Origin of the sequence: Corynebacterium kalidii (assembly GCF_022869005.1) — a bacterium.
GTDB lineage: Bacteria > Actinomycetota > Actinomycetes > Mycobacteriales > Mycobacteriaceae > Corynebacterium > Corynebacterium kalidii.
The window spans coordinates 122,379-145,049 of sequence record NZ_JALIEA010000006.1 but is presented as its reverse complement, the minus strand read 5'-3'; the positions used below and the strand labels follow the sequence as shown (position 1 = coordinate 145,049).

General features: G+C 66.6%; 16 protein-coding genes and 2 pseudogenes. 9 read left to right on the top strand and 9 right to left on the bottom strand.

The genetic code is table 11. The annotated features are described in order from the left end of the window. Positions 1 to 862, top strand: an 862-nt coding sequence (locus tag MUN33_RS01130) for an IS3 family transposase (protein ID WP_244803068.1), incomplete at its 5' end; no start/stop codon positions are given. A 340-nt stretch (positions 863 to 1,202) separates the two neighbouring features. On the opposite strand, the gene MUN33_RS01125 is transcribed toward MUN33_RS01130, so the two are convergent. Continuing rightward, positions 1,203 to 2,624: an MFS transporter gene (locus tag MUN33_RS01125; protein WP_244803067.1), complete on the bottom strand. Its 1,422-nt coding sequence runs from the start codon at positions 2,622 to 2,624 to the stop codon at positions 1,203 to 1,205. 286 nt (positions 2,625 to 2,910) lie between these two features. Here MUN33_RS01125 and MUN33_RS01120 point away from each other — a divergent pair, with 286 nt between their 5' ends. The 6 genes and pseudogenes from MUN33_RS01120 to MUN33_RS14275 form a co-directional block, all read left to right on the top strand. Next, entirely contained in the window at positions 2,911 to 6,915 is a 4,005-nt protein-coding gene (locus MUN33_RS01120; protein ID WP_244803066.1) for a bifunctional nitrate reductase/sulfite reductase flavoprotein subunit alpha, read from the top strand. A gap of 127 nt (positions 6,916 to 7,042) precedes the next feature. Further along, the gene (gene nirB, locus MUN33_RS01115; RefSeq protein ID WP_244803065.1) at positions 7,043 to 9,640 is read left to right on the top strand and encodes a nitrite reductase large subunit NirB; all 2,598 of its coding nucleotides are present in this window, start codon (positions 7,043 to 7,045) and stop codon (positions 9,638 to 9,640) included. Positions 9,641 to 9,682: 42 nt separating this feature from the next. Beyond that, positions 9,683 to 10,042, top strand: coding sequence for a nitrite reductase small subunit NirD (nirD, locus tag MUN33_RS01110; protein ID WP_244803064.1), 360 nt, complete (start codon positions 9,683 to 9,685; stop codon positions 10,040 to 10,042). 190 nt (positions 10,043 to 10,232) lie between these two features. Further along, positions 10,233 to 11,534 carry a uroporphyrinogen-III C-methyltransferase gene (cobA, locus tag MUN33_RS01105; protein ID WP_244803063.1) on the top strand — a complete coding sequence of 434 codons (1,302 nt, stop codon included), beginning with the start codon at positions 10,233 to 10,235 and terminating at the stop codon, positions 11,532 to 11,534. After that, a complete protein-coding gene (locus MUN33_RS01100) occupies positions 11,531 to 12,688 on the top strand; it encodes a uroporphyrinogen-III synthase (RefSeq protein WP_244803062.1) in 1,158 nt (385 codons plus the stop codon). The genes cobA and MUN33_RS01100 overlap by 4 nt, the downstream gene beginning before the upstream one ends. A 132-nt stretch (positions 12,689 to 12,820) precedes the next feature. Beyond that, positions 12,821 to 13,223: pseudogene (locus tag MUN33_RS14275) on the top strand (ISL3 family transposase); the annotation flags it as partial. An 80-nt stretch (positions 13,224 to 13,303) separates the two neighbouring features. Here the strand turns inward: MUN33_RS14275 and MUN33_RS01090 are convergent. The 4 genes and pseudogenes from MUN33_RS01090 to MUN33_RS01075 all read right to left on the bottom strand — a co-directional run bounded on the left by MUN33_RS01090 (position 13,304) and on the right by MUN33_RS01075 (position 17,610). Further along, a pseudogene (locus tag MUN33_RS01090) lies at positions 13,304 to 14,033 on the bottom strand (IS6 family transposase). 56 nt (positions 14,034 to 14,089) lie between these two features. Beyond that, entirely contained in the window at positions 14,090 to 15,709 is a 1,620-nt protein-coding gene (locus tag MUN33_RS01085) for an AMP-binding protein (protein WP_244803061.1), read from the bottom strand. A gap of 111 nt (positions 15,710 to 15,820) precedes the next feature. Continuing rightward, on the bottom strand, positions 15,821 to 16,804 hold the full coding sequence (locus tag MUN33_RS01080) for a nucleoside hydrolase (protein ID WP_244803060.1): 984 nt from the start codon (positions 16,802 to 16,804) through the stop codon (positions 15,821 to 15,823). Then, complete coding sequence (locus MUN33_RS01075) at positions 16,801 to 17,610, bottom strand: hypothetical protein (RefSeq protein ID WP_244803059.1); 810 nt, start codon at positions 17,608 to 17,610, stop codon at positions 16,801 to 16,803. Before MUN33_RS01075 ends, MUN33_RS01080 begins: the two co-directional genes overlap by 4 nt. Positions 17,611 to 17,714: 104 nt before the next feature. Between MUN33_RS01075 and MUN33_RS01070 the strand changes: the two genes are divergently transcribed. Then, positions 17,715 to 18,701 (top strand): zinc-dependent alcohol dehydrogenase family protein, encoded by a 987-nt coding sequence (locus MUN33_RS01070; protein WP_244803058.1) that lies wholly within the window; start codon positions 17,715 to 17,717, stop codon positions 18,699 to 18,701. Positions 18,702 to 18,909: 208 nt separating this feature from the next. Here MUN33_RS01070 and MUN33_RS01065 read toward each other — a convergent pair whose 3' ends face one another. From MUN33_RS01065 to MUN33_RS01055, 3 genes are read right to left on the bottom strand one after another with little or no spacing between them, the layout of a single operon-like run. Continuing rightward, positions 18,910 to 19,302: an MGMT family protein gene (locus tag MUN33_RS01065; protein WP_244803056.1), complete on the bottom strand. Its 393-nt coding sequence runs from the start codon at positions 19,300 to 19,302 to the stop codon at positions 18,910 to 18,912. After that, a complete protein-coding gene (locus MUN33_RS01060; protein WP_244803055.1) occupies positions 19,299 to 19,844 on the bottom strand; it encodes a GNAT family N-acetyltransferase in 546 nt (181 codons plus the stop codon). The genes MUN33_RS01065 and MUN33_RS01060 overlap by 4 nt, the downstream gene beginning before the upstream one ends. 13 nt (positions 19,845 to 19,857) lie before the next feature. Beyond that, a complete protein-coding gene (locus MUN33_RS01055; RefSeq protein WP_244803054.1) occupies positions 19,858 to 21,144 on the bottom strand; it encodes an adenylosuccinate synthase in 1,287 nt (428 codons plus the stop codon). A 108-nt stretch (positions 21,145 to 21,252) separates the two neighbouring features. Here MUN33_RS01055 and MUN33_RS01050 point away from each other — a divergent pair, with 108 nt between their 5' ends. Further along, positions 21,253 to 22,155 carry a hypothetical protein gene (locus MUN33_RS01050; RefSeq protein WP_244803053.1) on the top strand — a complete coding sequence of 301 codons (903 nt, stop codon included), beginning with the start codon at positions 21,253 to 21,255 and terminating at the stop codon, positions 22,153 to 22,155. A 4-nt stretch (positions 22,156 to 22,159) separates the two neighbouring features. Here the strand turns inward: MUN33_RS01050 and MUN33_RS01045 are convergent, their stop codons facing one another. Continuing rightward, entirely contained in the window at positions 22,160 to 22,636 is a 477-nt protein-coding gene (locus tag MUN33_RS01045; protein ID WP_244803052.1) for a GNAT family N-acetyltransferase, read from the bottom strand. Positions 22,637 to 22,671: the final 35 nt, after the last annotated feature.

Genomic DNA, 22,671 nt, shown 5'->3' with positions numbered 1-22,671 from the left:
CCCTGTGACGGTGACGTGTCGGGTGCTCAAGCTCTCCCGCCAGCCCTACTACCGGTGGCTGGCTGACCCCGTCACCCCGAACGAGGTGGTCGAGGCGTATCGCGCGAACGCGCTGTTCGACGCCCACAAGGATAACCCTGAGTTCGGGCACCGCCTCCTCGCCGACGAAGCACGCGATGTGGGTGAGCCGATGGCCGACCGGACCGCGTGGCGGATCACATCGAGCAATGGCTGGTGGTCCGTGTTCGGGAAGAAACGGGCCAAGAACGGGAAGAAGCCTGGTCCGCCCGCCCATGACGATCTCTGCGCCGTGGTCGATGAGCATGGTCGTACCCGGCATGTGTTCACTGCGACGCGGGCGAATGAACTCTGGCTCGTGGACATCACGGAACACGGAACCGCGGAAGGCAAGCTCTACTGCTGTGCGATCAAAGACGCCTTCAGCCGGCGCATCGTCGGGTACTCCATCGACTCCAGGATGAAGTCCCGCCTGGCTGTCCAAGCACTTGAGAATGCGGTCCAGATGCGCGGTGACGTCGTCGGTTGCGTGGTCCATTCGGACAGAGGATCTCAATTTCGAAGCCGGAAGTTCCTGCGTGCTCTGGCCAGCCACGGCATGGTCGGTTCTATGGGCAGGGTGGGTTCGAGCGGCGACAATGCCGCGATGGAATCGTTCTTCTCTCTCCTGCAGAAGAACGTCCTTGATCGGCGTTCCTGGATCACGCGTGAGCAACTGAGGATCGCGATCGTGACCTGGATCGAGAGGACCTATCACCACCGACGACGGCAGGCCCGTCTGGGACGTTTGACCCCGATCGAATTCGAGGCCATCATGACCAAGGACGTCGCCCTCGCGGCGTGACTAACAACTGTCACCTAAACGTGCAGCAGACCCTATCGGCGCCGTGCTGGGGGTTAGTCACCAACGGGTCGCTCAACTGCTCAGCAGCAGGCAACCCACAGTCGAGCACTCACCGAATAACAGTCGACGGGATCGCACAGCACGTAGCGCGTAGATGCCGCCAATTCCTGAGAAGGACGTGGTGCGGTACTGTTGCAAGGTGAGGTCGGCGGTGCATCATGCGACAGCACTCTCCTGAGATACCTATTCCTCACGGAAGTGTTCAGAGCGATTTTGAAGATCCCGGATCTCGCATACTCGCGCGCGGTCACTGAAGGTCTACGTCGTCAACTCATATCACCTACACGTTCTCCCTTGTAAAAGTAGTTCCCGGCCGGCGGTACACCACCCACGTGACAACGGCCATCAGCAGGTACGTCCCCGCGAAGACCCAGAAGGCCGTGGTGAAGGAACCCGTGGAGGACTCTGAGAGATTCAGGACCTGTGGGATCGCGAAGCCACCGAAGCCACCGACTGCACCGATGTAGCCCATCGCCGCTGCGCTCTTACGCTCGTGACCGACCGAATCGTCTGCGGGGACGGACAGCTCGAAGACCGTGGGGATCATGCGGTAGACCGAACCATTGGCCAGCCCGGTGAGCGTGAACAGGACCAGGAACAGCGCCAGGTAGCCGCCGAATGTGACCGTGTCCAGCATCAGCACCATGATTGCGGTGACGACAGCCATGCATAAGAACACCGCGGTACTCACGCGTGCACCGCCGACACGGTCCGCCAGCCGCCCCCCGTACGGCCGCGCGAGTGAACCGACCAGTGGACCGAGGAACGCGAGCCCCAGTGCTGCGCCGAGAACGGAGAAGGAGGAGAAGGCCGGGAACTGCGTGTTGATCAGGGTCGGAAAAACCGAGCCGAAGCCCATGAATGAGCCGAACGCCCCGACGTAGAGGAACGCGATGATCCACAGGTGCTTCTCCTTCAGCGCGGACAGGGAGCCCTTTATGTCGTTGCTCGCGTTGGACAGGTTGTGCATGTACTTCCGGGCTCCCCAGGCTGCAAGCAGGATGAACGGGATCCAGATCAGGCCGGCCATCGGCAGATTCGGTGTGAAGGCACCGAACGCGAACAGTGTGACGGCGACGGGGATCACCAGTTGCGCGACAGCGACACCGAGGTTGCCGCCGGCGGCGTTGATACCGAGGGCCTGCCCTTTCTCGGCCTTCGGAAAGAAGAAGGTGATGTTGGACATCGAGCTGGCGAAGTTGCCGCCACCGAGTCCCGCCGTCGCGGCGATCACGTACAGAATCCACACCGGTGGATTTCCCGCCATCAGAATGACCGTGGTCGCCACCGTCGGAATGAGAAGGAGCAGTGCGGAAATCACCGTCCAATTACGCCCGCCGAATACCGCGACGGTGAAACTGTAGGGGATCCGTACCGCCGCGCCGACCAGCGGGGGAAGCGACACGAGCCAGAACTGCTGAGATGACGACAGGTCGAAACCGGTCTGCGGCAAGAAAATGACCATCACCGACCACATCTGCCATACAGCAAAGCCGAGGAACTCACAGAACACCGACCACAGGAGATTCTGACGCGCCGTCGGACGTCCGGGCCCGTTCCAGAAGGTGGGGTTCTCCGGCTGCCAGTTGGTAATCCATCCTCCCCTCTCGACGACGAGCCGGTCGTCGGGTCTGCCTGTCGTCGAGTCGGCGGTCTGTCTTGTTCGTTGCAGTGTTCGTTCGGCACCGGGGGTGGTTGTCACGGGACGTTCTCCAGTCGACCTTGGGGGTACGGTTCGTGGGATCCCTCCACTTATATCTGCCGCACCGTCGTCCGGAAAGCGCGGAAATAATAACTTAACTGCAGCTAGAACACCATTTCCGAGTGTTGTCGTCGGAATCATACGGATGTGTCGTACTGCTCTCCGACAGCGACGGCTCTGCGTGCGCATCCCTCTCGTCAGGGTTCCCACCTTCGTGAGAAATTGTTGCCGTCGGCGTAATTGCGCACAGATCGCAGTGAAATACGGACCGTTTAGCGTCGTCGCCATGGTTACTACTTCGGCTGGGACAGTAGAGACAGTGTGCGGCTACTGCGGCGTCGGCTGCGGGCTGACGTTGACTGCGGGTACGGACTCCAATGACGACACCGTACTCAGTTCCACGGGCACGAAGAACCATCCCGCCAACCGGGGACGGTTGTGCACCAAGGGAAGCACCACCGCCGATCTCCTCAACGCCGGCGGACGGCAGACCACGGCCATGATCGACGGCCGACCTGGTTCCGTCGACGCCGCTCTCACCGAGGTCGCCCGCCGGTTCACCGCGGTGCGTGACGTCCACGGCGACGACGCGGTGGCCTTCTACGTCTCTGGCCAGATGTCGCTCGAGTCGCAGTACGTGGCGAACAAACTGGCAAAAGGTTACTTCCGGACGAACCTCATCGAATCAAACTCCCGGTTGTGCATGGCCAGCGCTGCCACCGGCTACAAACAGTCGCTCGGTGCGGACGGCCCGCCCGGGAGTTACGACGACCTCGACCACGCCGACGTCTTCCTCGTCATCGGCTCGAACATGGCTGACTGCCACCCGATCCTGTTTCTGCGGATGATGGACCGGGTCAAAACGGGCGCGAAGCTGATCGTGGTCGATCCGCGGTGCACAGCCACGGCGAAGAAGGCCGACCTTTACCTCCCCGTTCGTCCCGGCACCGACATGGCATTACTCAACGGCTTGCTGAAGCTGATAGTCGACGCAGGACACATCGACAGAGGGTTCATCGAGGAGTTCACCGAAGGATGGGAGGACCTCCCCGACCACCTCACCGGGTACCCGGCGGAGAGGGTTGCGGAGATAACCGGGGTCGCAGAAGGTGATCTTCGGCAGGCTGCGGAATGGATCGGTTCGACCCAGAACTTCATGAGTCTGTGGACGATGGGGCTGAACCAGTCGGTGCACGGGACCTGGCACACCACGGCCCTGTGCAATCTCCATCTGGCGACCGGGGCGATCTGCCGTCCCGGAGCTGGGCCTTTCTCCCTGACGGGACAACCGAACGCCATGGGCGGACGCGAGATGGGGTACATGGGTCCCGGTCTGCCCGGACAGCGGACGGTCCTCTCCCCCGCCCACCGGTCCGAGGTGGAGGAGATCTGGGGAATTTCGGCAGGAACGCTGCACGACAACCTTGGTAGCGGCACCGTTGACATGTTCGACGAACTGGAGAAGGGCAGGATCCGGGCGGTGTGGATCATCTGCACGAACCCAGTTTCCTCCATGGCCAACAGATCACGGGTTACCGACGCACTGGAGAAGGCCGATGTCGTTGTCGTTCAGGACGCGTTCACCGGTACCGCCACCGCCGAGTTCGCCGATGTCGTCCTGCCGGCGGCACTGTGGACGGAATCCGAGGGGGTGATGGTCAATTCGGAGCGGAACCTCACCCTCACCACGCCTCTGTTGGACGCTCCGGGTGAAGCGCTCCCGGACTGGGAGCTAATCTGTCGGGTCGCACGTCACATGGGCTTCGACGGGTTCGATTTCGGGGAGCCGTCAGAGATCTTCGACGAGATCCGAAGGTTCCACAATCCACAGACGGGGTGGGACCTGCGTGGGGTCGACTACGGACTTCTGCGTACCGGTCCTGTGCAATGGCCTGCGCCTGAGGGCAGCGAAGACAGCGAAGACACAGCTACTCGGCGTCATCCTGTGCGCTACATCAACGACGGCATCAGCCAGCACCTCTACACCGATGCAGACGGTCGCACTCCCCGTCTGGCATTTCCCACCCCGAGCCGCCGGGCCCGGTTCCTCGCACGACCGTACCTCCCGCCCGCCGAAGTCCCCGACGAGGACTTCCCTCTCATCCTGACGACGGGACGTCTGCCGCACCAGTGGCACACCATGACGAAGACCTCCCGGGTGCCGAAACTTATGAAACTCAATCCGGAAAGCTTCGTACAGATCCACCCCGCAGACGCCGGTGAGCGCGGTATCACCGACGGTGACCTAGTGGAGGTCTCGTCCCGCCGGGGGACGGTCCGCGTCCCGGCACGGCTGTCTGACGACATCACACCGGGGACATGTTTCATCCCCATGCATTTTCCGGACGCGGCGGTCAATGCCGTCACCAGCGACGCCGTGGATCCAGAGTCGCTGCAGCCAGAGTTCAAGGCCTGCGCGGTGGCTGCGGAGAAGGTCCCGCAGCCGGAGCAGTCGGGGCGAATTGACCTCGTCGACGAGGTGTTCCGCACCGGAGCGGCCAGGGAGGCGCTCAGCGGGCTCGACGACAGCGGCCGTCTCTACCTTGACGGGCTGCTGCACGCGCTTCGTGTGAACCCGCCGGATGGTCAGCTTCCCACGGTTCCTCCACGGGCTCCGTTGCCCGGGCCGGCGAAGACCTGGATCGACGGGGCACTGGCCGGGCTCTATTCACGGACCCCGCTACAATCGCCCGCGGCAACGAAAGTCGCTGCACCGGAAGCTGCCGGGGAAGGTCCCGTCGTCACCGTCGCGTGGGCCTCGCAGACCGGGACCGTCGAAGACTACGTACCCTCAGTGACCGCGGCGCTGGGCGCTGCGGGTCGGCCGGCCCGGAGCGTTTGCGCAGAGGACCTGGACACCGATGACCTGACGGGGACGGTGCTCTTCGTCGTCTCATCGACCGGCGATGGGGACGCCCCCGACAACGGTGAAGACTTCTGGGCCACGCTGTCGAGGCGCGACTCGCCCCTTCCACCGCTGTCCTATGCCGTGCTCGGATTCGGCGACTCCTCCTACGCGGATTTCTGTGGTTTCGCCCGCAAGCTTGACAGGCGCCTCGCCGAACTGGGGGCGACCCGGTTGGTCGGGTTGTCCTCGTGCGAACCGGACTTCGAGGCTACCGCGACACAGTGGCTGGAGTCCGTTATCGCAGCACTTGCCGGTACCGGGGGTGGTCAACGACGTTACTCCCGCGGTAACCCGCTGGACGCTGTCCTCCTGGAGACCACCAGACTGACCGAGCCCGGGTCCTCGAAGGACGTCAGACGGGTGACTTTCGAGCTCCCGGAGGATACGCTCGATTACACCGTCGGTGATGCCCTCGGGGTCTGGCCGCAGAACCGTCCTGAAGTCGTCGACGAATGGCTGTCGCTCACCGGGCTTGCCCCCGACACCACCGTGACCCTCGACGGGGAGAGCCTCACTCTGGCTGAGGCACTCAGCTCCCGGGTCGACATCACGACGATCACCCCTGGTGTCCTCCGCCTCCTCCACCGCCACCACGGGGAAGTCGGATTCGCCGGCATTGCAGACGACCTCGACAGGTTGGCGGAGTTCACCTGGGGACGGCACCTCAGTGACCTCCTGGTCACCCATCCCGTCAGCATCGACGCCGCGGAATGGATCGCCACCCTCCCGCGCCTGACTCCACGGATGTACTCGATCTCCTCGTCACCGCACACCGATCCCCGACGCGTGGAGATCACCGTGTCCACGGTGGCCTTCACCTTCGACGGACGACGGCGGCGTGGCGTGTGCTCCGGCTTCCTCGCCGACGCCTCCCCCGGCGCCAGGATGCGGATCTTCATCTCCCCGAACAGAAGGTTCAGCCCGCCACAGGAACCGTCAACACCGGTCATCATGATCGGAGCGGGGACCGGGGTCGCGCCGTTTCGGGGTTTCCTCCAGGACCGCAGACACACCGGCGCCACCGGCGACTCCTGGCTGTTCTTCGGCGAGCGCCACGAAGCCACCGACTTCCTGTACCGTGAGGAGCTCACCGAGATGCGTGACCTCGGCGTCCTCACCCGCCTGGACACCGCGTTCTCGCGGGACCAGGCCGAGAAGGTCTACGTCCAGGACCTGATGCGACGCAATGCCGGGGAACTCTGGTCCTGGATCACCCGCGGCACCCACCTCTACGTCTGCGGGGATGCGACGCGGATGGCCCCCGATGTGGACGAGGCCCTCCGCCAGATCGTCGGCGAGTACGGCGGTATGACACCGGAGGCCGCCACGGATTTCATCGCGGCACTCACCGCCCGACGCCGCTACGTGCGGGACGTGTACTGAAACGTGCACCGGCCGGTGTTTCCCGCACGTGTCAGGTTTCCCACACATCCCCCCGCACCGTGAACCGGGCGTAAAACAGTGCTCTCAACAGTGTCTCCGCAAAGAAATGACACCTACCGTGACATGCATGAACACACAGCACAGCTCCGCGTCCCCCGGGAGCACCGACAACACAACCAGCACCGGTCGTATCGTGATCGTCGGGTTCGGAATGGTCGGACACCGGACAGTCACCGACATTCTTGAGCGTGACCCCGCGGCAGACGTCACCGTCATCTCCGGCGAGGACGGTCACGCCTACGACAGGGTCGCCCTGTCGAGCTACGTCTCTACCTGGGACCGTGCGCTCCTGGAACTGACTGGCCTGCCCGAGTCCGTCTGTGTGCTCCATACCCGTGCCACCGGTATCGACCGGGACAACCACACCGTCTCCTGCGAGGACGGGACGTCCGTGGACTACAACCACCTCGTCCTCGCGACCGGTTCCTACGCTTTCGTGCCACCTGTCCCCGGAAATGAACTCGACGGGTGCATGGTCTACCGGACCGTGGACGACCTCGACCGTATCCGTCAGCACGTCGAAAAAGCACGGGCGGACGGACGTGCGCCCCGTGGTGCCGTCATCGGTGGTGGCCTGCTCGGTCTCGAGGCGGCGAACGCGCTGAAACTGCTCGGCGCCGAGCCCCACATCATCGAGCGCTCCCCCCGGCTGATGCCGATCCAGGTCGACGCCGACGGTGGCGTCCTGCTCGCCGACAAGGTCCGTGAACTGGGTGTGACCGTCCATCTCGGCACAGTGACCACCCGGATCACGGACAACGGCACCACCGGTCGTCTGACCATGGAACTCTCCCCCGACGACGGCGACGGCCACGGAACGGAAAGCACCTCGTCCGACCTGTCCGTCGACATCGTCATCTTCTCCACCGGAGTGCGTCCCCACGACAGCATCGCCGGCACCTCCGTGCCGGAGCCTCTGGAAACGGCGCCGCGTGGAGGTATCCTCGTCGACCGCCTGTGTCGCACCAGCGACCCGGACATCAGCGCCGTCGGCGAGTGCGCTGCGGTCGACGGTGTCTGCTACGGACTTGTCGCCCCCGGTTACACGACCGCCGGGATCGTCGCCGACCGACTCACCGGACGCGAGCCGACGTCCTTCGAAGACCCGGACATGTCCACCAAGCTGAAGCTCATGGGTGTGGACGTCGCCAGCTTCGGCGATGCCCATGGCGCGACCGACGGAGCCCGACCGTTGACGGTCAATAACCCGTTCAGCGGCTCCTACGGGAAAATCGTCATGGACAAGGACGGGAAGAAACTGCTCGGCGGCATCCTCGTCGGTGACTGCACGTCCTATGCGATGCTGCGTCCGATGGTCGGCTCCGAGCTGGAGAACCCGATGTCCTTCCTGGCGCCCGCCGGTGCCGATGGCGGTGCCGCGGTCGGCGTAGGTGCGCTTCCCGACGACGCGCAGATCTGCTCCTGCAACGCCGTCTCCAAACGCGACATCCGCGACGCCGTCGGTGACGGTGCCTGCTCTGTGCCGGACCTAAAGACCTGTACCCGGGCGGGGACGAGCTGCGGTTCCTGTGTCGGCCTGCTCAAACAGCTGCTGGATGCTGAGGGCGTGGAGCAGTCCACGGCCCTGTGCGAACATTTCACCCAGTCGCGGGCAGAACTGTTCGAGTGCGCCGCAGTCTCCGGGATCCGTGATTTCCCGAAATTCATCGCCCGCTTCGGTTCCGGTCGGGGCTGCGAGATCTGCAAGCCGACGATGGCGTCGATCTTCGCGACCCTGGACACCGGCCACCACGTTCTCGACGACGGGCACGCGGCCCTGCAGGACTCCAACGACCGCTTTCTGGCTAACATCCAACGCAACGGCTCCTACTCGGTGGTACCCCGGATGCCGGGTGGTCAGGTCACCGCCGAGCAGCTGATCATTGTCGGCGAGATCGCCCGGGACTTCGACTTGTACACCAAGGTCACCGGTGCCCAGCGCATCGATATGTTCGGTGCCCGGGTCGACCAGCTGCCGGCGATCTGGCAGCGGCTCGTCAATGCCGGCATGGAGTCCGGTCAAGCCTACGGTAAGGCATTACGTGCGGTGAAGAGCTGTGTGGGCACAGACTGGTGTCGCTATGGACAGCAGGATTCGGTGAAGATGGCCGTCGACCTGGAACTTCGCTACCGGGGTCTGCGCAGCCCCCACAAGTTAAAGATGGGTGTCTCCGGCTGTGCCCGGGAGTGCGCCGAGGCCCGCAGCAAGGACGTCGGTGTCATCGCCACCGAGCACGGATGGAACTTGTACGTCGGCGGCAACGGCGGGGCCACCCCGCGTCACGCCGAGCTGCTCGCCGGGGACCTCGACGAAGAGACACTCATACGGTACATCGACCGCTACATCGGTTTCTACGTCCGCACCGCGGACCGCCTCCAGCGCACCGCGGCATGGCAGGAGGGAACCGAGGGAGGACTGCAGCACATTCGTGAGGTCGTCTGCGAGGATTCCCTGGGCATCGGCGCCGACCTGGAGGACTTCATCGCCCACCACGTCGACGACTACACGGATGAATGGAAAGCCGTGCTGGACGACCCAGAGAAGCTACGTCGCTTCGTCTCCTTCGTCAACGCCCCCGAATCCCCCGACCCGACCGTGCAGTTTCAGAAGCAGGACGGCCGTAAGGTGCCGCTTCCGCTGCCGGAACTGCGTACGGCTGTCTGACACCCCCTGACATCCCCTGACACCCGGGAGAGAATCACTACTATGCCTGCGACAACCACCAACCCCACTGACGACTTCGTCCCCGTCTGCCTGGTCGACGACCTCGAGGAGAATCTCGGCTCCGCCGTGCTCCTGGACGACGGCACCCAGATCGCTCTGTTCCGTTGCGACGCTGCAGTGTACGCCGTGTCGAACATCGACCCGTACATGGGTGCTGCAGTCATCAGCCGTGGCATCGTGGGGGATTATGACGGTGAACCGACCATCGCCTCTCCTCTTCTCAAACAACGCTTCCGTCTCACGGACGGTCGGTCGCTGGAGGACGACTCCCACATTCTGACCACCTACCGGGTGGAGATCCGGGACGTGGATGGTACGGCACGGGTCCTCCTCGCCGACTGAGTACGTACCGGGGCTGGAGCCTCCGTGACCGGACTTCTCACACACTCGCGCCGCACGCTGAAAGAACTCTGACCCACACCCGTAGCTCCGGGGATCAGCCGGAGAAACACCCTGTTCCTACCCTCGGCAGTGACGAAGTCGACGATCATGACGATCATGACGATCCGCACTGCAACCTGGAGGAACTCCCGTGACTTTCGTGATGGGCGGACTCGACGTCCGCGACAAACTCATCGTCCTGGTCGGCGGCGGTGACGTGACCGCGCGGAGTGCAGAGAGGTTTCTCACCGAAGGTGCGGTCCTGCGCATCATTGCCCCGCGTCTGACCGGTGCTGCCGCCGAGCTACTCCACGTCACAGACCGGGAACGGATGAGCTGGGTGCCTCGCCCGTTCCGGGATACGGACGTCGACGACGCCTGGCTGGTCCACACCGCCACTGGTGTCTCCGACGTTGACACGGCGGTGGACACCGCCTGCCGTTCACGCCGGATCTGGTGCATCGACGCCGCCGATGCCCTGCGCGGGACCGCACGTCTGTCCGCTGAAGCCCGTCACGACGATCTGGTCGTCGGTACGTTGTCCACCGGTTCCCCGGACCCGCGACGCAGTGCCAGCGTCCGATCGGCAGTGCAGAAGCTCTTCGAACGAGGCCTGCTCCCGGACCGTAAGATTCGCAACCGGCAGGAATGCTCGGACGAACAGCACACTGGGTCGGTGACCCTCATCGGCGGCGGGCCGGGTCCCGGTGACCTGATGACGCTGCGCGGCTACCGGGCGCTGACACAGGCCGATGTCATCGTCCACGACAGGTTGGGACCGACAGACGTACTCGGGGATCTCGGTAGGCACGTCGAGGTCATCGACGTCGGCAAATCGCCCGGGAACCACCCCGTCTCCCAGCAACGGATCAACGACATCCTCGTCGGACGTGCCCGTCGCGGGCTCCGTGTCGCCCGTCTGAAAGGCGGCGACCCGTTCGTGTTAGGACGTGGCGGCGAAGAGGCACAAGCCTGCAATGCCGCCGGTGTCCCCGTGGAAGTGATCCCCGGGGTGAGCAGTGTAGTTGCCGCCCCGCAGGTTGCGGGCATTCCTGTGACACACCGGGGTACGGCGGATAGCGTTCATGTCGTGAACGGTCACCGACATCCCCGCCCTTCCACTCTCGCCGCCCTCCACGACGACGGGACAACAGTCGTCGTCCTGATGGGTACCTCGACACTTCCGGACTTCGTCGCCGCGTCACTGGACGCCGGGGTTCCCTCCAAACGTCCGGTCACCATAGTGGAGAACGCACACCGCCCCGGACAACGGTGCCTAAATACGACTCTCGGCTATGTCACTGAGCTCGCCACATCGCAGTCAGTGAAGAATCCGGCGGTGATCGTGGTCGGCGAGGCTGCACGCCCGGGCCTGTTGACCGGTCAGGACGACACAGACGACACAATTGTCCAGGGCTACCTGGGCCCCCTTGCCAAGGGAGTGTCAGCATGACCACAGCACGTCAGATTTCTGAAGTGCTCGAAGGCTGCTCCATCCTGCTGCCGGTGGACCGCCGCTCTGGCGAATTCGCCTCTGCCCTGCACCGTCACGGCGCGACCACGACAATCGCCCCACCGCTGACCATCACCTCACACTTCGACGACGCCGAGCTTCTGGATGAGACACACCAGCTGTTGGGCAACCCGCCGGACATCGTCGTAGTAACCACCGGCGTGGGTTTCCGCGGATGGATGGACGCCGCGGAACAGGACGGCATCCAGGAACAGCTGATCGAGTCGCTGCGACATACGCAGATCCTGGTCCGCGGTCCCAAGGCCCGCGGCGCGGTGCAACAGGCTGGTCTCGACATCGACTGGGTGGCGGAAACCGAGACGTCATCAGAAATCACCGATTATCTCCTGGCCGAGGGCGTACGCGGCCGGAGAGTGGTGATCCAGCACCACGGCGAGGGCGACGAACACATGGAGCGCACGCTGATCGTCGCAGGTGCAGAAGTGCACGGGCTAACCGTGTACCGCTGGGGTGCGCCGCCTGATCCTGACCTGGTCGGCCGCACAACGGGCATGGTCGCGGCGGGGAACGTGGACGCAGTCCTGTTCACGTCTGCCCCAGGTGCCCGGGCGTGGCTGCGCATCGCTGAGCGGCTGGGGACCCTACCGGCGATCCTGCAGATGGCCGACAAACGCACGTTGTTCGGGGCCGTGGGCCCGATCACCGCCAGCCCGCTCGTGTCCCGTGGTATTGAGCCTGCAGTCCCGGAGCGGTACCGCTTGGGCGCACTAGTGCGCGAGACCGTCCACAGGATGGCCGGTCCCGATACAGCAACGGCGACGGCGTTCGGACCGCTGCACGTGCGCACGGGTGGAGCCCTGCTGGACGGAAAGTTCTTCCCGCTCGGGCGCGCGAGCTCTGATGTGCTGCGTATCCTCGCAGCCCGCCCCGGCCATGTGTTGTCACGGACAGAGATTGCCGAAGAACTGTCGTCCGGGGTAGTTGGTGGTCGAGCCGACGGGTGGGCCGAGGAGCAGACAACCGAGCGTGCCGTCGAAGTCACCGTGGCTCGAGTTCGTGGTGCCCTCGAGTCCCCTGACCTAATCCAGACCGTGTACAAGCGCGGATATCGCTTGGCACTTCCGATGCAATAGCCACCCGGAATTATCTAATACTGGTGATCAACTCAACGACCTCGACAACTACTCCGTTGCTTTGGCAGCTCGCCAGGCAGCCAGCTCATCGAACAATGCCGGGCTATCGGATTGGGAAGCAAACGCGGTGATAGTACCGTTCAGCTCCGTGTGGATCTCACACCGCTGATCGATGGGAACGGGCCGGCACGGTTGATCGACATGCGACCCGGGCGCGGTGCTGAGGTTCTGCGTACCTGGCTGCAGCAACGCAGCGAAGCATTCCGCGAGTCGGTTCAGTTGGTGAGCATGGATGGGTTCACCGGCTACGCCACGGCCGTGGACCATGCCCTCCCAGCGGCGAGGAAGGTCATGGACTAAGTTCCATGTCGTGCACCTGGCCGCCGACAAGTTGACGGGGTGTCGGCAGCGACTGCAGAGGGAAACCACCGGGCGGCGTGGACGCAAGGATGACCCGCTGTACAGGCACCGCGGGGCCCGGCTGACCAGGACTGATTATCTCACCGACCGGCAGAAACAACGCCTGGATCTGCTGGGGGCTGTTGCAAAGTGGAGCTGGCGGTGCCCGGACACCGAACGAGGAGGTGGCCCACCTCCCCCCGTAGCCCTGATCTCTCAGGCGTCTGCGAAGGCCTTGGCCACGATCACCGCACCCGGGTTCGCACACCCGAAGGCGAACATTCTGCCTTGGCCATTACACAGCGCGTGCATCGCCTCCATTCCTTGTAGCCCCCCCCCCCCGGTACGCCGACACTGGGGTCTTGAACCCGCCGCCTTTGGGCCCCAGGATCCGTTTGAGCCGGCCGTGATCCCCCTCGATCACGTTGTTGAGGTACTTCACCTGCCGATGCTCCACTCTCGTCGACCGCTTCTCCTTGTCAATCAGCGCTGCGATCGCCGCTGTGTAAGTGGGTGCTCTGTCGGTGCAGATCACCCGGGAACCACTATCAGGGCCGCGGCGACCAGCACCGCGCAGCGCTTCTCCCAGAAACTTCGTTGCTGTCTGCGTGTTACAGCGGGTGGACATGTAGAAGTCCAGGGTCCGACCGTCCTTGGTCACCGCCCGGTAGAGATAACACCATTTTCCGCCGACCCGGATGTAGGTTTCATCCACCCTCCATGAATCCGCGAACCAGGGCGAGGTTTGGCGGTACCAGCGGGTCCGTTTATCCAGTTCGGGACCATACTTCTGCACCCACCGATAGATCGTAGTATGATCCACCGCTGCCCCGCGTTCGGTGAGCATCTCCTCAAGGTCTCGGTCGGACACCCCGTAGCGGCAGTACCATCGCACCGCCCACAGGATCACGTCTTTCGGGTAGTGGCGACCGGAGAAGATGCTCATACCGGCTGAGACTGACCTCCCCATCACGACTTTGCAACAGCACCAAGAGACATGCCCTAGCTGGCGCCGCCCACCGGCACGCCGCGAAGATTCTTGCGCAGGATCTTGCCGGTGCCGGACTTCGGGATCTCCGCGACGATCTCGACCATGCGCACCTTCTTGTACGGTGCGACCTGCTCGGCGACCCACTCCATCAGGGCCCCGGTGTCGATCTCCACCGGGTGCCCGTCACGGACCTGCGCCACGACGAACGCGCGGGGCAGTTCCTCGCCGTCCTCCTCACGGATGAACCCGACGACGGCAGCGTCGGCGACATCGTCGTGGGTCATCAGCAACGCCTCGAGTTCGGCCGGGGCGACCTGGTAGCCCTTGTACTTGATCAGTTCCTTAGCCCGGTCCACGACATACAGGTTGCCCTCGTGGTCGTACTCCGCCACGTCGCCGGTGCGCAGCCACCCGCCCTCCAGCAGGGTGTTCGCGGTGGCCTCCTCGTTGTCGAGGTACCCGAGCATCACCTGGGGGCCACGGACCCACATCTCGCCGGCCCCCGAGCGTTCCTGCTCGTTGCCCGGCGGCAGGATCTCGCCGAGGGCGTCGTCGGTGAGGTCCACCACCTTGCACTCGGTGTTCGCGACCGGCAGGCCGATGGAGTCCAGCGGCGTCGTCCCCCGGATACCGGTGTGCGTCACCGGGGAGGTCTCCGTCATCCCGTACCCCTGGACCACGGTCACCCCGAGCCGCTCCTGCACCGCGGCGGCGAGCGCGTGGTCCAAGGCCGCGGCCCCGGACAGCAGGGTGGACAGCTTGTCCAGGTCGTAGTCGTCGACCAGCGGGTGCTTCGCCAACACCACCGCGATCGGCGGAGCGACGAAGGTGAAGTCGATCCCATGGGCCTGGTGCAGCTCGAGGAACCTCTTCAGGTCGAACGACGGCATGGTCACCAGGTGCGCCCGGTTGGCCAGGGTGGTGTTCAGCACCGTGTTCATCCCGTAGATGTGGAAGAACGGCAGCACCGCCATCACGGTGGAGTCCCGGCCCTGCCCGTTCGCCACGACCTGCGGCAACGTCTGGAGGATGTTGGCCACCAGGTTCGTGTGGCTGAGCTTCACGCCCTTCGGCACGCCGGTGGTCCCGGAGGAGAACGGCAGGACGGCGACGTGGGTCGCCGGGTCGAAGGAGACCTCAGGTGCGGGGTGCCCCTGCTGCAGCATCGCCGCCAGTCCCCGCTCACCGTCGGTGAGGTCGATGACCGCGTCGTCGGGAAGCCCGGCGTCCCGGGCACCGGTGACCCCGTTGGTCCCCAGCAGACCCACGGTGAACAGCAGGGACGCCCCGGACAGGGTGATCTGCTTGGCGACGTCCTCCGCGGTGTTCAACGAGCCGACGGTGGTCACGGACGCCCCGGCGCGCATGATCCCGTGGAAGGCGACGGCGAAGGCGTGGGTGTTCGGGCAGTGCAGTGCGACGACGTCGCCCACACCGATCCCGCGCGCGGCCAGTGCCCCGGCGAACAGGTCCACCTGCCGACGCAGTTCCCCGTAGGTGACGGTGACGCCCGTGGCCGCGTCGGTGATCGCCGTGCGGGCCTCGTCCTCCGGAGCGAGGGTGCCGAACACCTGGTCGTAGACGCTGACCGCGGGGATGTCGATACGGGGGTACGGACTCTCGACTGGCACTGTGGCTCTCCTGATCTCTCGGTGCGGCCGGGGACACTCGGTGGCCCCGGTCACATCTTTTCCGTTGACGACCAAACTATCGCGTCGCGCCCGCACCACGCAGGGTTTTCATCAACCGTGCGCGCCCGGCGCGCCGAGCGCCACGGCGAACCTGCCGAAGACCTCCCCGGGGTCCAGCCCCGTGAGCACCCGCGCATTCGCCGGACGGCCCCAGTAGGGTCCGGTACCGCCCTCCCCCGTCCAGTCGGCGACGGTCGTCCCGCGCACCAGTTCCGGGTCGGTGGCGACGGCGACCGTCGCGTCCCGCACGGTGGCGTCCACCGCGCCCAGCATCACCATCGCCGCAGCCAGGTCGTGGATCTGGGCGACGTGGCCCACGCCCACGGACTCGTGGAACTCGAAGTAGAACCGCAGGGCGTCGCGCAGCATCCGGGCCCGTCGCGACGTGTCGCCGCGTGTCCACCCGTCGAGCCGCTCCGGGGTCAGCACCACCTGCTCGGTGACGTTCAACGGACAGATCACCGGCGGCTCGGCCCCCTCCGGCCAGTTGTCCACCGCGAACGCCAGCGCATGGGGGTCGACCCAGGCGTTCCACTCCGCCGTCGGGGTGGTGTTGCCCGGGTAGAGGAACGCACCGCACATCAGCGTCACCCGGGCCCGCCGCAGGATCCCGGGACGGTGCTCGACGGCGTACGCCAGGTTCGTCGCCGGCCCCGCGACGAGCAGGTGGTCAGGAGACGCCGCCTCCCACGCCGCCACCGCGTCGGCCGCCGTACTCGCCGGGGCCGCCGTGCTCACTGGGTCCATCTCCCGCACGGCAGGAACCCAGTACCCCAGCCCCTCGGGACCGTGGGTCTCCGGGGTGGTCGTCAGCGGCAGCACCCGCGGCACCGCCGCACCCGCGACGACCGGCACGTCCGACGCCCCGCAGACATCCAGCACCTCCGCGGAGTTCCGCGCGGCCAACGCCGCGGTGGTGTTCCCCGCCGAGGTCGTCACGTGCAGGTCGATCTCCCCGGCGCGGTGCCGGGCCGCCAACCAGACCAGGGCGAGGGCGTCGTCGATCCCGGTGTCGACGTCGGCGACGACCCTCACCGCTGCACCGTCTCCGCCGTCGCGTCGACCCACTCACGGGCCAGGAAGCACGCGTCCCCGTCGGTGAACGCCGCGAGGTCCTCCACCACCGTGGCGAGGTCACCGGCATGACGCCGGAAATGTGACCGCGCCGTCCGGTACTCCACGACCCAGCCGTTGCCCAGCAACGCCGCCTGCACGAAGCGGACATGGCCCAGAGGCGTGTCCGCCAAGGGCGACGGCCGCCCGGGCAGGCCAGTCTCGACGACCAGGTAGGGGATGCCGTCATCGGACCGTCGCCGCCGGTCGGCGTCGTCCTGCAGGGCGGTACGCACGCTGTCGGCGTCCACGTGCGTCGACACCGTACCCACCGAGGAGCGCATCCGCAGGCCGCGGTCCACCCCCGTGGAGTTCACCCAGATCTGCTCCATGTCGTCGACCATACACAGCCCCAGTTCACAGGCCTTGTCCTGCAGGAGCCGCCCGGTCTGCTCCGCCTCGGACAACGGCAACGCGACGTGCAGCGAGTCGTTGACCACCGCCACGGGGAACTCCACGAGACCGAACGGCCCCCCGGCCTCCGTCCGCTCTCCCCCGCCGACGTCGCAGTGGTCGTTCACCCACTCCGCCAGGGTCGCGACCCCGCGCGGCGCAGGACGGCCCGGGTGCGGGTTCCCCGGCCCCAGACGGTAGGCCTCCGGGTCCGTGGTCGCACTCATGTCGTCGCCGAGTCCCTCGTGGATACAGTGCGCCTCGGCACGCAGATCCTCGTCGGCACGGTAGGTGTCACCTGCGTGGGGTCGGAAGAAGAGGAAGCCGAGGGTCATGCCCACCTATTCTATGGTGACGCGTATCACGTTATCTCCGTTGGGGTGGTGAACTACCCCCGGACGGGCGATCCCCGTCACGTGGCCGGGTACACTGCCCGCCCATGAGAGCAGCAGTCGCCGACCGCCCCGGCCCCCTCGCCGAGGTCGTCACCGTCCGGACCGTCCCCGACCCCGGCCCGCCCGGCCCCACGGAACTGACGATCCGGATGACCGCCACCACCGCCAACCCGTCGGACGCGGTCACGGTCTCCGGCGCCTACCCGTCGCGCACGTCTTTTCCCCTGGTCCCCGGTTTCGAGGGCGTCGGTGTCGTCGAAGACGCCGGCCCCGACGTCCCGGCGGGCGTCCGTGACCTCGTCGGACGCCGCGTCCTCCCCCTGGGCAGTCCCGGATGCTGGCAACAGCGGCGCACCGTCGAGTACTCCTGGTGTGTGCCGGTACCGGCGGACCTCGACGACCGCACCGCCTGCTTCTCGTACATCAACCCGCTGACCGCCTCGCTGATGCTGTCCCGGTACTGCCGTGACGCGCGGTCCGTGCTGGTCACCGCCGCGACGTCCGCCATCGCCGGACATCTGGCGGAGCTGCTGACCGAACTGCACGGACTGCGGCCGGTCGGCCTGGTCCGCGGGACACCCGGGCACACGGTCGCCGACCCGGACCGCTGGAGCCGCGTGATCAGCACCGCCGACCCCGACTGGCCGGCCCGGCTGCGCGCCGCGGTGCCGGACGGGCCGGACGTGATCCTCGACTGCATCGGTGGCCCGCTCGGGAACGACCTCGTCGACGCACTGGCCCCCGGCGGCACCCTGGTGCTCTACGGCCTGCTGTCCGGCGAGCCGCTGCCACACCAGTGTTTCGACCGGTGCCGCGGCACCCGGGTCGAGATGTTCCGGCTGCGCGACACCGTGCACACGCTGCCACGCCGGGACCTGCCGGAGCTGTTCACCCCGGTCTTCGGGCTGCAGCGCCGTGGCCTGCTGCATACCCCGGTGGCGGCACGGACCGGGTTGGACGGGCTGCCGGGGCTGCTGGGCTCCGGGGTGGGGGCTGGGGCTGGGAAGATCCTCGTCGACCCGTGGGCGTGAGCAGGTAGGGGCGCACGCAGCAACCCCGGAGGATGGTGCGACCGTCCTGCGGGGTTGCTCGCTGACCGGGGTGGCCGGGGTGGCGGCGGGCTGACCTGGCTGGCGGCGACACCGGAGCCAGAGAAGGCCAGAGAAGTCTGGCGCCGGGCACGTACCAGGCACCGGAAACGACCCGGGCCCAGACTTCTTCCCGGTCTCATCCCCGGTCTCATCCCCGGGGATGCCGGGACGCCTCCAGCCGCTCGGCGATCTCCACGGCATCGAGGCACTGGCTCGTGGGGATCAGCAGGGTGTCACCGTCCCTGGTGAACGACACCGCCCGACGCTCCAGTGCCGCCGACCGCGAATCCTCCCCCACCCCCATGTCCGGGACGAGGAAGTGGGGCGTGCGGCCCCGGGTGCGGCCACCACGCACCGTGCCCACCGGGATCACCGGCGCCGCCAGGTCCCACCCGAACCCGCCGGCGGCCAGGGCCCGAGCCACGGCCCGGGCACCCCGCGGCAGTCCGACGGCCCCGGCGACCTCCCCGTAGCCGGTGACCTCGCCGTCACCGATGAGTTCCAGGACCTCGCGGACGCGGTCGTGCAGGTCGTCGTTCATTCCCCGGTCAACCGCCTCCGGTAGAACACCGACCGCGACACCCGGTCGGGGTACACCCGGGGCGCGTCCTCGATGTGCATGCGTTGTGCCCCGTTCTTCTCCATCGACCGGCAGGAGCGGCGGTTCTCCACGTCCGCACGGAACCACACCTCCCGGACGCCCGCAGCCTGCAGGGCCGTGTACATCGCCTCTTTCAGCTCTGTGTTCGCCGCCCCGCCATGTCCCCTGGCCGCGGGCACCACCCACGTGTAGCCGAGCATCACGGTACCGGCGTCCCGGTCGGTGTTGTAGACGGTGGTACAGGCCACGGGGACGTCACCGTCCCACAGCGCATAGGTGCGGCGGGTGTCGTCGGCGACGAACTCCGCCAGCGGGAACGGGGAGGACGTGAAGAAGTGGAAGGTCTCGTCCCGGGCGTCCCGGGGCAGCGCCGCCTCGACAGCCTCGACAGCATCCACAGCACCGGCGTCCCGCGCGGAGACCAGCCGCATCTCGCGGCCACCGGCGGCCGGGAAGCGGTCAGGCAGCTCGGGCCAGAACATCAGCCGTACAGGGTCAGGCGAGGACGTCGTTGATGACGATGGTCTCGTCGCGCCCCGGGCCGACACCGACGTAGGAGATGCGGCAGCCGGAGAGCTCCTCGAGCCGGTTCAGGTAGTCCTGCGCCTTCTCCGGCAGGTCGGCGAAGGTGCGGCAGCCGGAGATGTCCTCGTCCCAGGCGGGCATCGTCTCGTAGATCGGCGTGGCGTGGTGCACGTCGGTCTGGCTCATCGGCATCTCGTCGTGGCGGACACCGTCGACGTCGTAGGCCACGCAGATCGGGATCTCGCCGATGCCGGTGAGCACGTCGAGCTTGGTCACGAAGAGATCGGTGAAGCCGTTGACCCGGGAGGCGTAGCGGGCGATGACCGAGTCGTACCAGCCGCAGCGGCGCTTACGTCCGGTGTTGACGCCGAACTCGCCGCCGGTGGTCTGCAGGTACTCGCCCCACTTGTCGAATAGCTCGGTGGGGAACGGGCCTGCACCGACGCGGGTGGTGTAGGCCTTGATGATGCCCAGCGAGCTGGTGATCCGGGTGGGGCCGATGCCGGAGCCCACGCAGGCGCCGCCGGCGGTGGGGTTCGAGGAGGTCACGAAGGGGTAGGTGCCGTGGTCGACGTCGAGCATGGTGGCCTGGCCACCCTCCATGAGCACGGACTTGCCGGCGTCGAGCGCCTCGTTGAGCTCCAGTTCGGCGTCGATGAGCATCGGGGTGAGGCGCTCGGCGAAGCCCATGAAGTACTCGACGATCTCATCGGCGTCGATGGCCTTGCGGTTGTACAGCTTCACCAGCATCTGGTTCTTCTGGTTCAGCGCGCCCTCGACCTTCTGCCGCAGGATCGACTCGTCCATCAGGTCTTGGGCGCGGATGCCGATACGCGAGACCTTGTCCGCGTAGGACGGCCCGATCCCCCGGCCGGTGGTGCCGATGGCGCGCTTGCCGAGGAAGCGCTCGGAGACCTTGTCGAGGACCTGGTGGTAGGGCGCGACGAGCTGGGCGTTGGCGCTGACGCGCAGGCGGGAGGCGTTCGCGCCGCGGGCCTCGAGCCCGTCGATCTCCTCGAAGAGCGCCTCGAGGTTCACCACGCACCCGTTGCCGATGACCGGGACGGCGTTCTCGCTGAGCACACCGGCGGGAAGGAGCTTGAGCTCGTACTTCTCGCCGCCGACGACGACGGTGTGGCCGGCGTTGTTACCGCCGTTGGGCTTGACGACGTAGTCGACCCGGCCGCCGAGGATGTCGGTGGCCTTGCCTTTCCCTTCGTCGCCCCACTGCGCTCCGACCACGATAATTGCTGTCATTGGCTCTGCCGTCGCTTTCCGTTCCGGTTCCGGGTACGTTGACCAACTGAACAGTGTAGCCGCTCACCGTGTCCGGTCCAGCATCTTCGTCCCGTACTCTGGACGACCATGACAACCGTTGTGCTCGCGTGCGGACCACGCGCCGCAGATCTGGTCGGCGCCCTCGTCGCCGACGCTGTCACCCTCCCCGACCTTCCGGGACGTCGTGACCTGCGGCTTCTCGACGATCTCGCCGCCGCGCACCTGCCGGTCGACGACACCCCCAGCCTGGAGGAGATCGCCGCGGCGCCGGACGTCCCCCACCAGGGCGCCCCGCAGTTCGCGCCGCAGCGTCCGGACCGTCCGGTGCGCGTGGTCGTGGTGGGCACCGACGCGGCACTGTCCGCGGTGGTCACCCGGCTGATGCGGATCGACGCGATGTGGATCTCCGTCGGCTTCGTGCCGGTCGTCGGCGACGGCGACACCTCGGTGGTGGCGCGGAACTGGCAGTTGACGACGGAGGACGCCTCCGGCGGCGGACCGAGCGTGGCGGCCCTGAACTTCGCGATGACCGCGCCGGTACGCCCCACCGCGGTGGTCCGCGACGACTCGGGGCTGGTCACACTGGGTTCCGCCGAGATCTTCCACGGCGGGGCGGAACTCGTCGGCGAGATCATCGTGGATTCCCGGACGCTGTTCGCCAACTCCTCGGCACGGGCGTGGGACGGGCGCCCCGGGGCCTTCGGCGCCCGGCTCGTCCCCACGGTCGACGCCCCGGGCCTGGCCGCCACGCGGCTGGTGACCCCGTCGACGTGGGACGCCGAGGCCGCCCGGAACGTCCCCCGCCGTCGACTGTTCCGTCGTCCCGCCGAGCCCGGCGGCGTGGACCCGGACGTGGTGATGACCGGACGGGCCCTGCAGGCCGGCGGGGTGGAGCTCACCGTGGTGCGCGACGGGGTCGTCCACCCCCGTCCCACCTCGAAGGTGACGTTCTACCGGCACCTGCGCGACGGTCAGTTCGTGCGACGGTGACGGGCTACCCCGCCCGGACCATCGACACGTGCGGGATGCCGCCCTCGTCGTACTCCTCGCCGTAGGCCCGGAACCCGTGGGCCCCGTAGAGCCCGGTGATGTAGGTCTGCGCGTGGAGCACGATCGGCTCACCGGCGTGCAGCTCCACGGCCCGCCCGATCAGGGCACCCGCCAGCCCACGGCCGCGGTAGCGGGGGTCGGTGGCCACCCGCCCCAGGACGCGGCGGACGGGGTCGGCACCGGGGACGTTCCACAGCGCCGGCACCGAGAGGGTCCGCAGGTAGGCCACGACCTCGCGTCCGCTGCGGATGAACAGGTGCAGGGTGCCGTCGTCCAGGTCGCGCCAGTCGAGCTCCTCGTCCTCGACCTTCTGCTCGCGCAGGAAGACCTCGGAGCGCAGGCGGGCGATCGCGTAGACCTCGGTGGTGTCGAGGTCGTCCCAACGCTTGACGATGATGTCGGACAGAACGGTTGTTGCCATACCGATACTGTATCCGACGGGATCGGATACCCGGG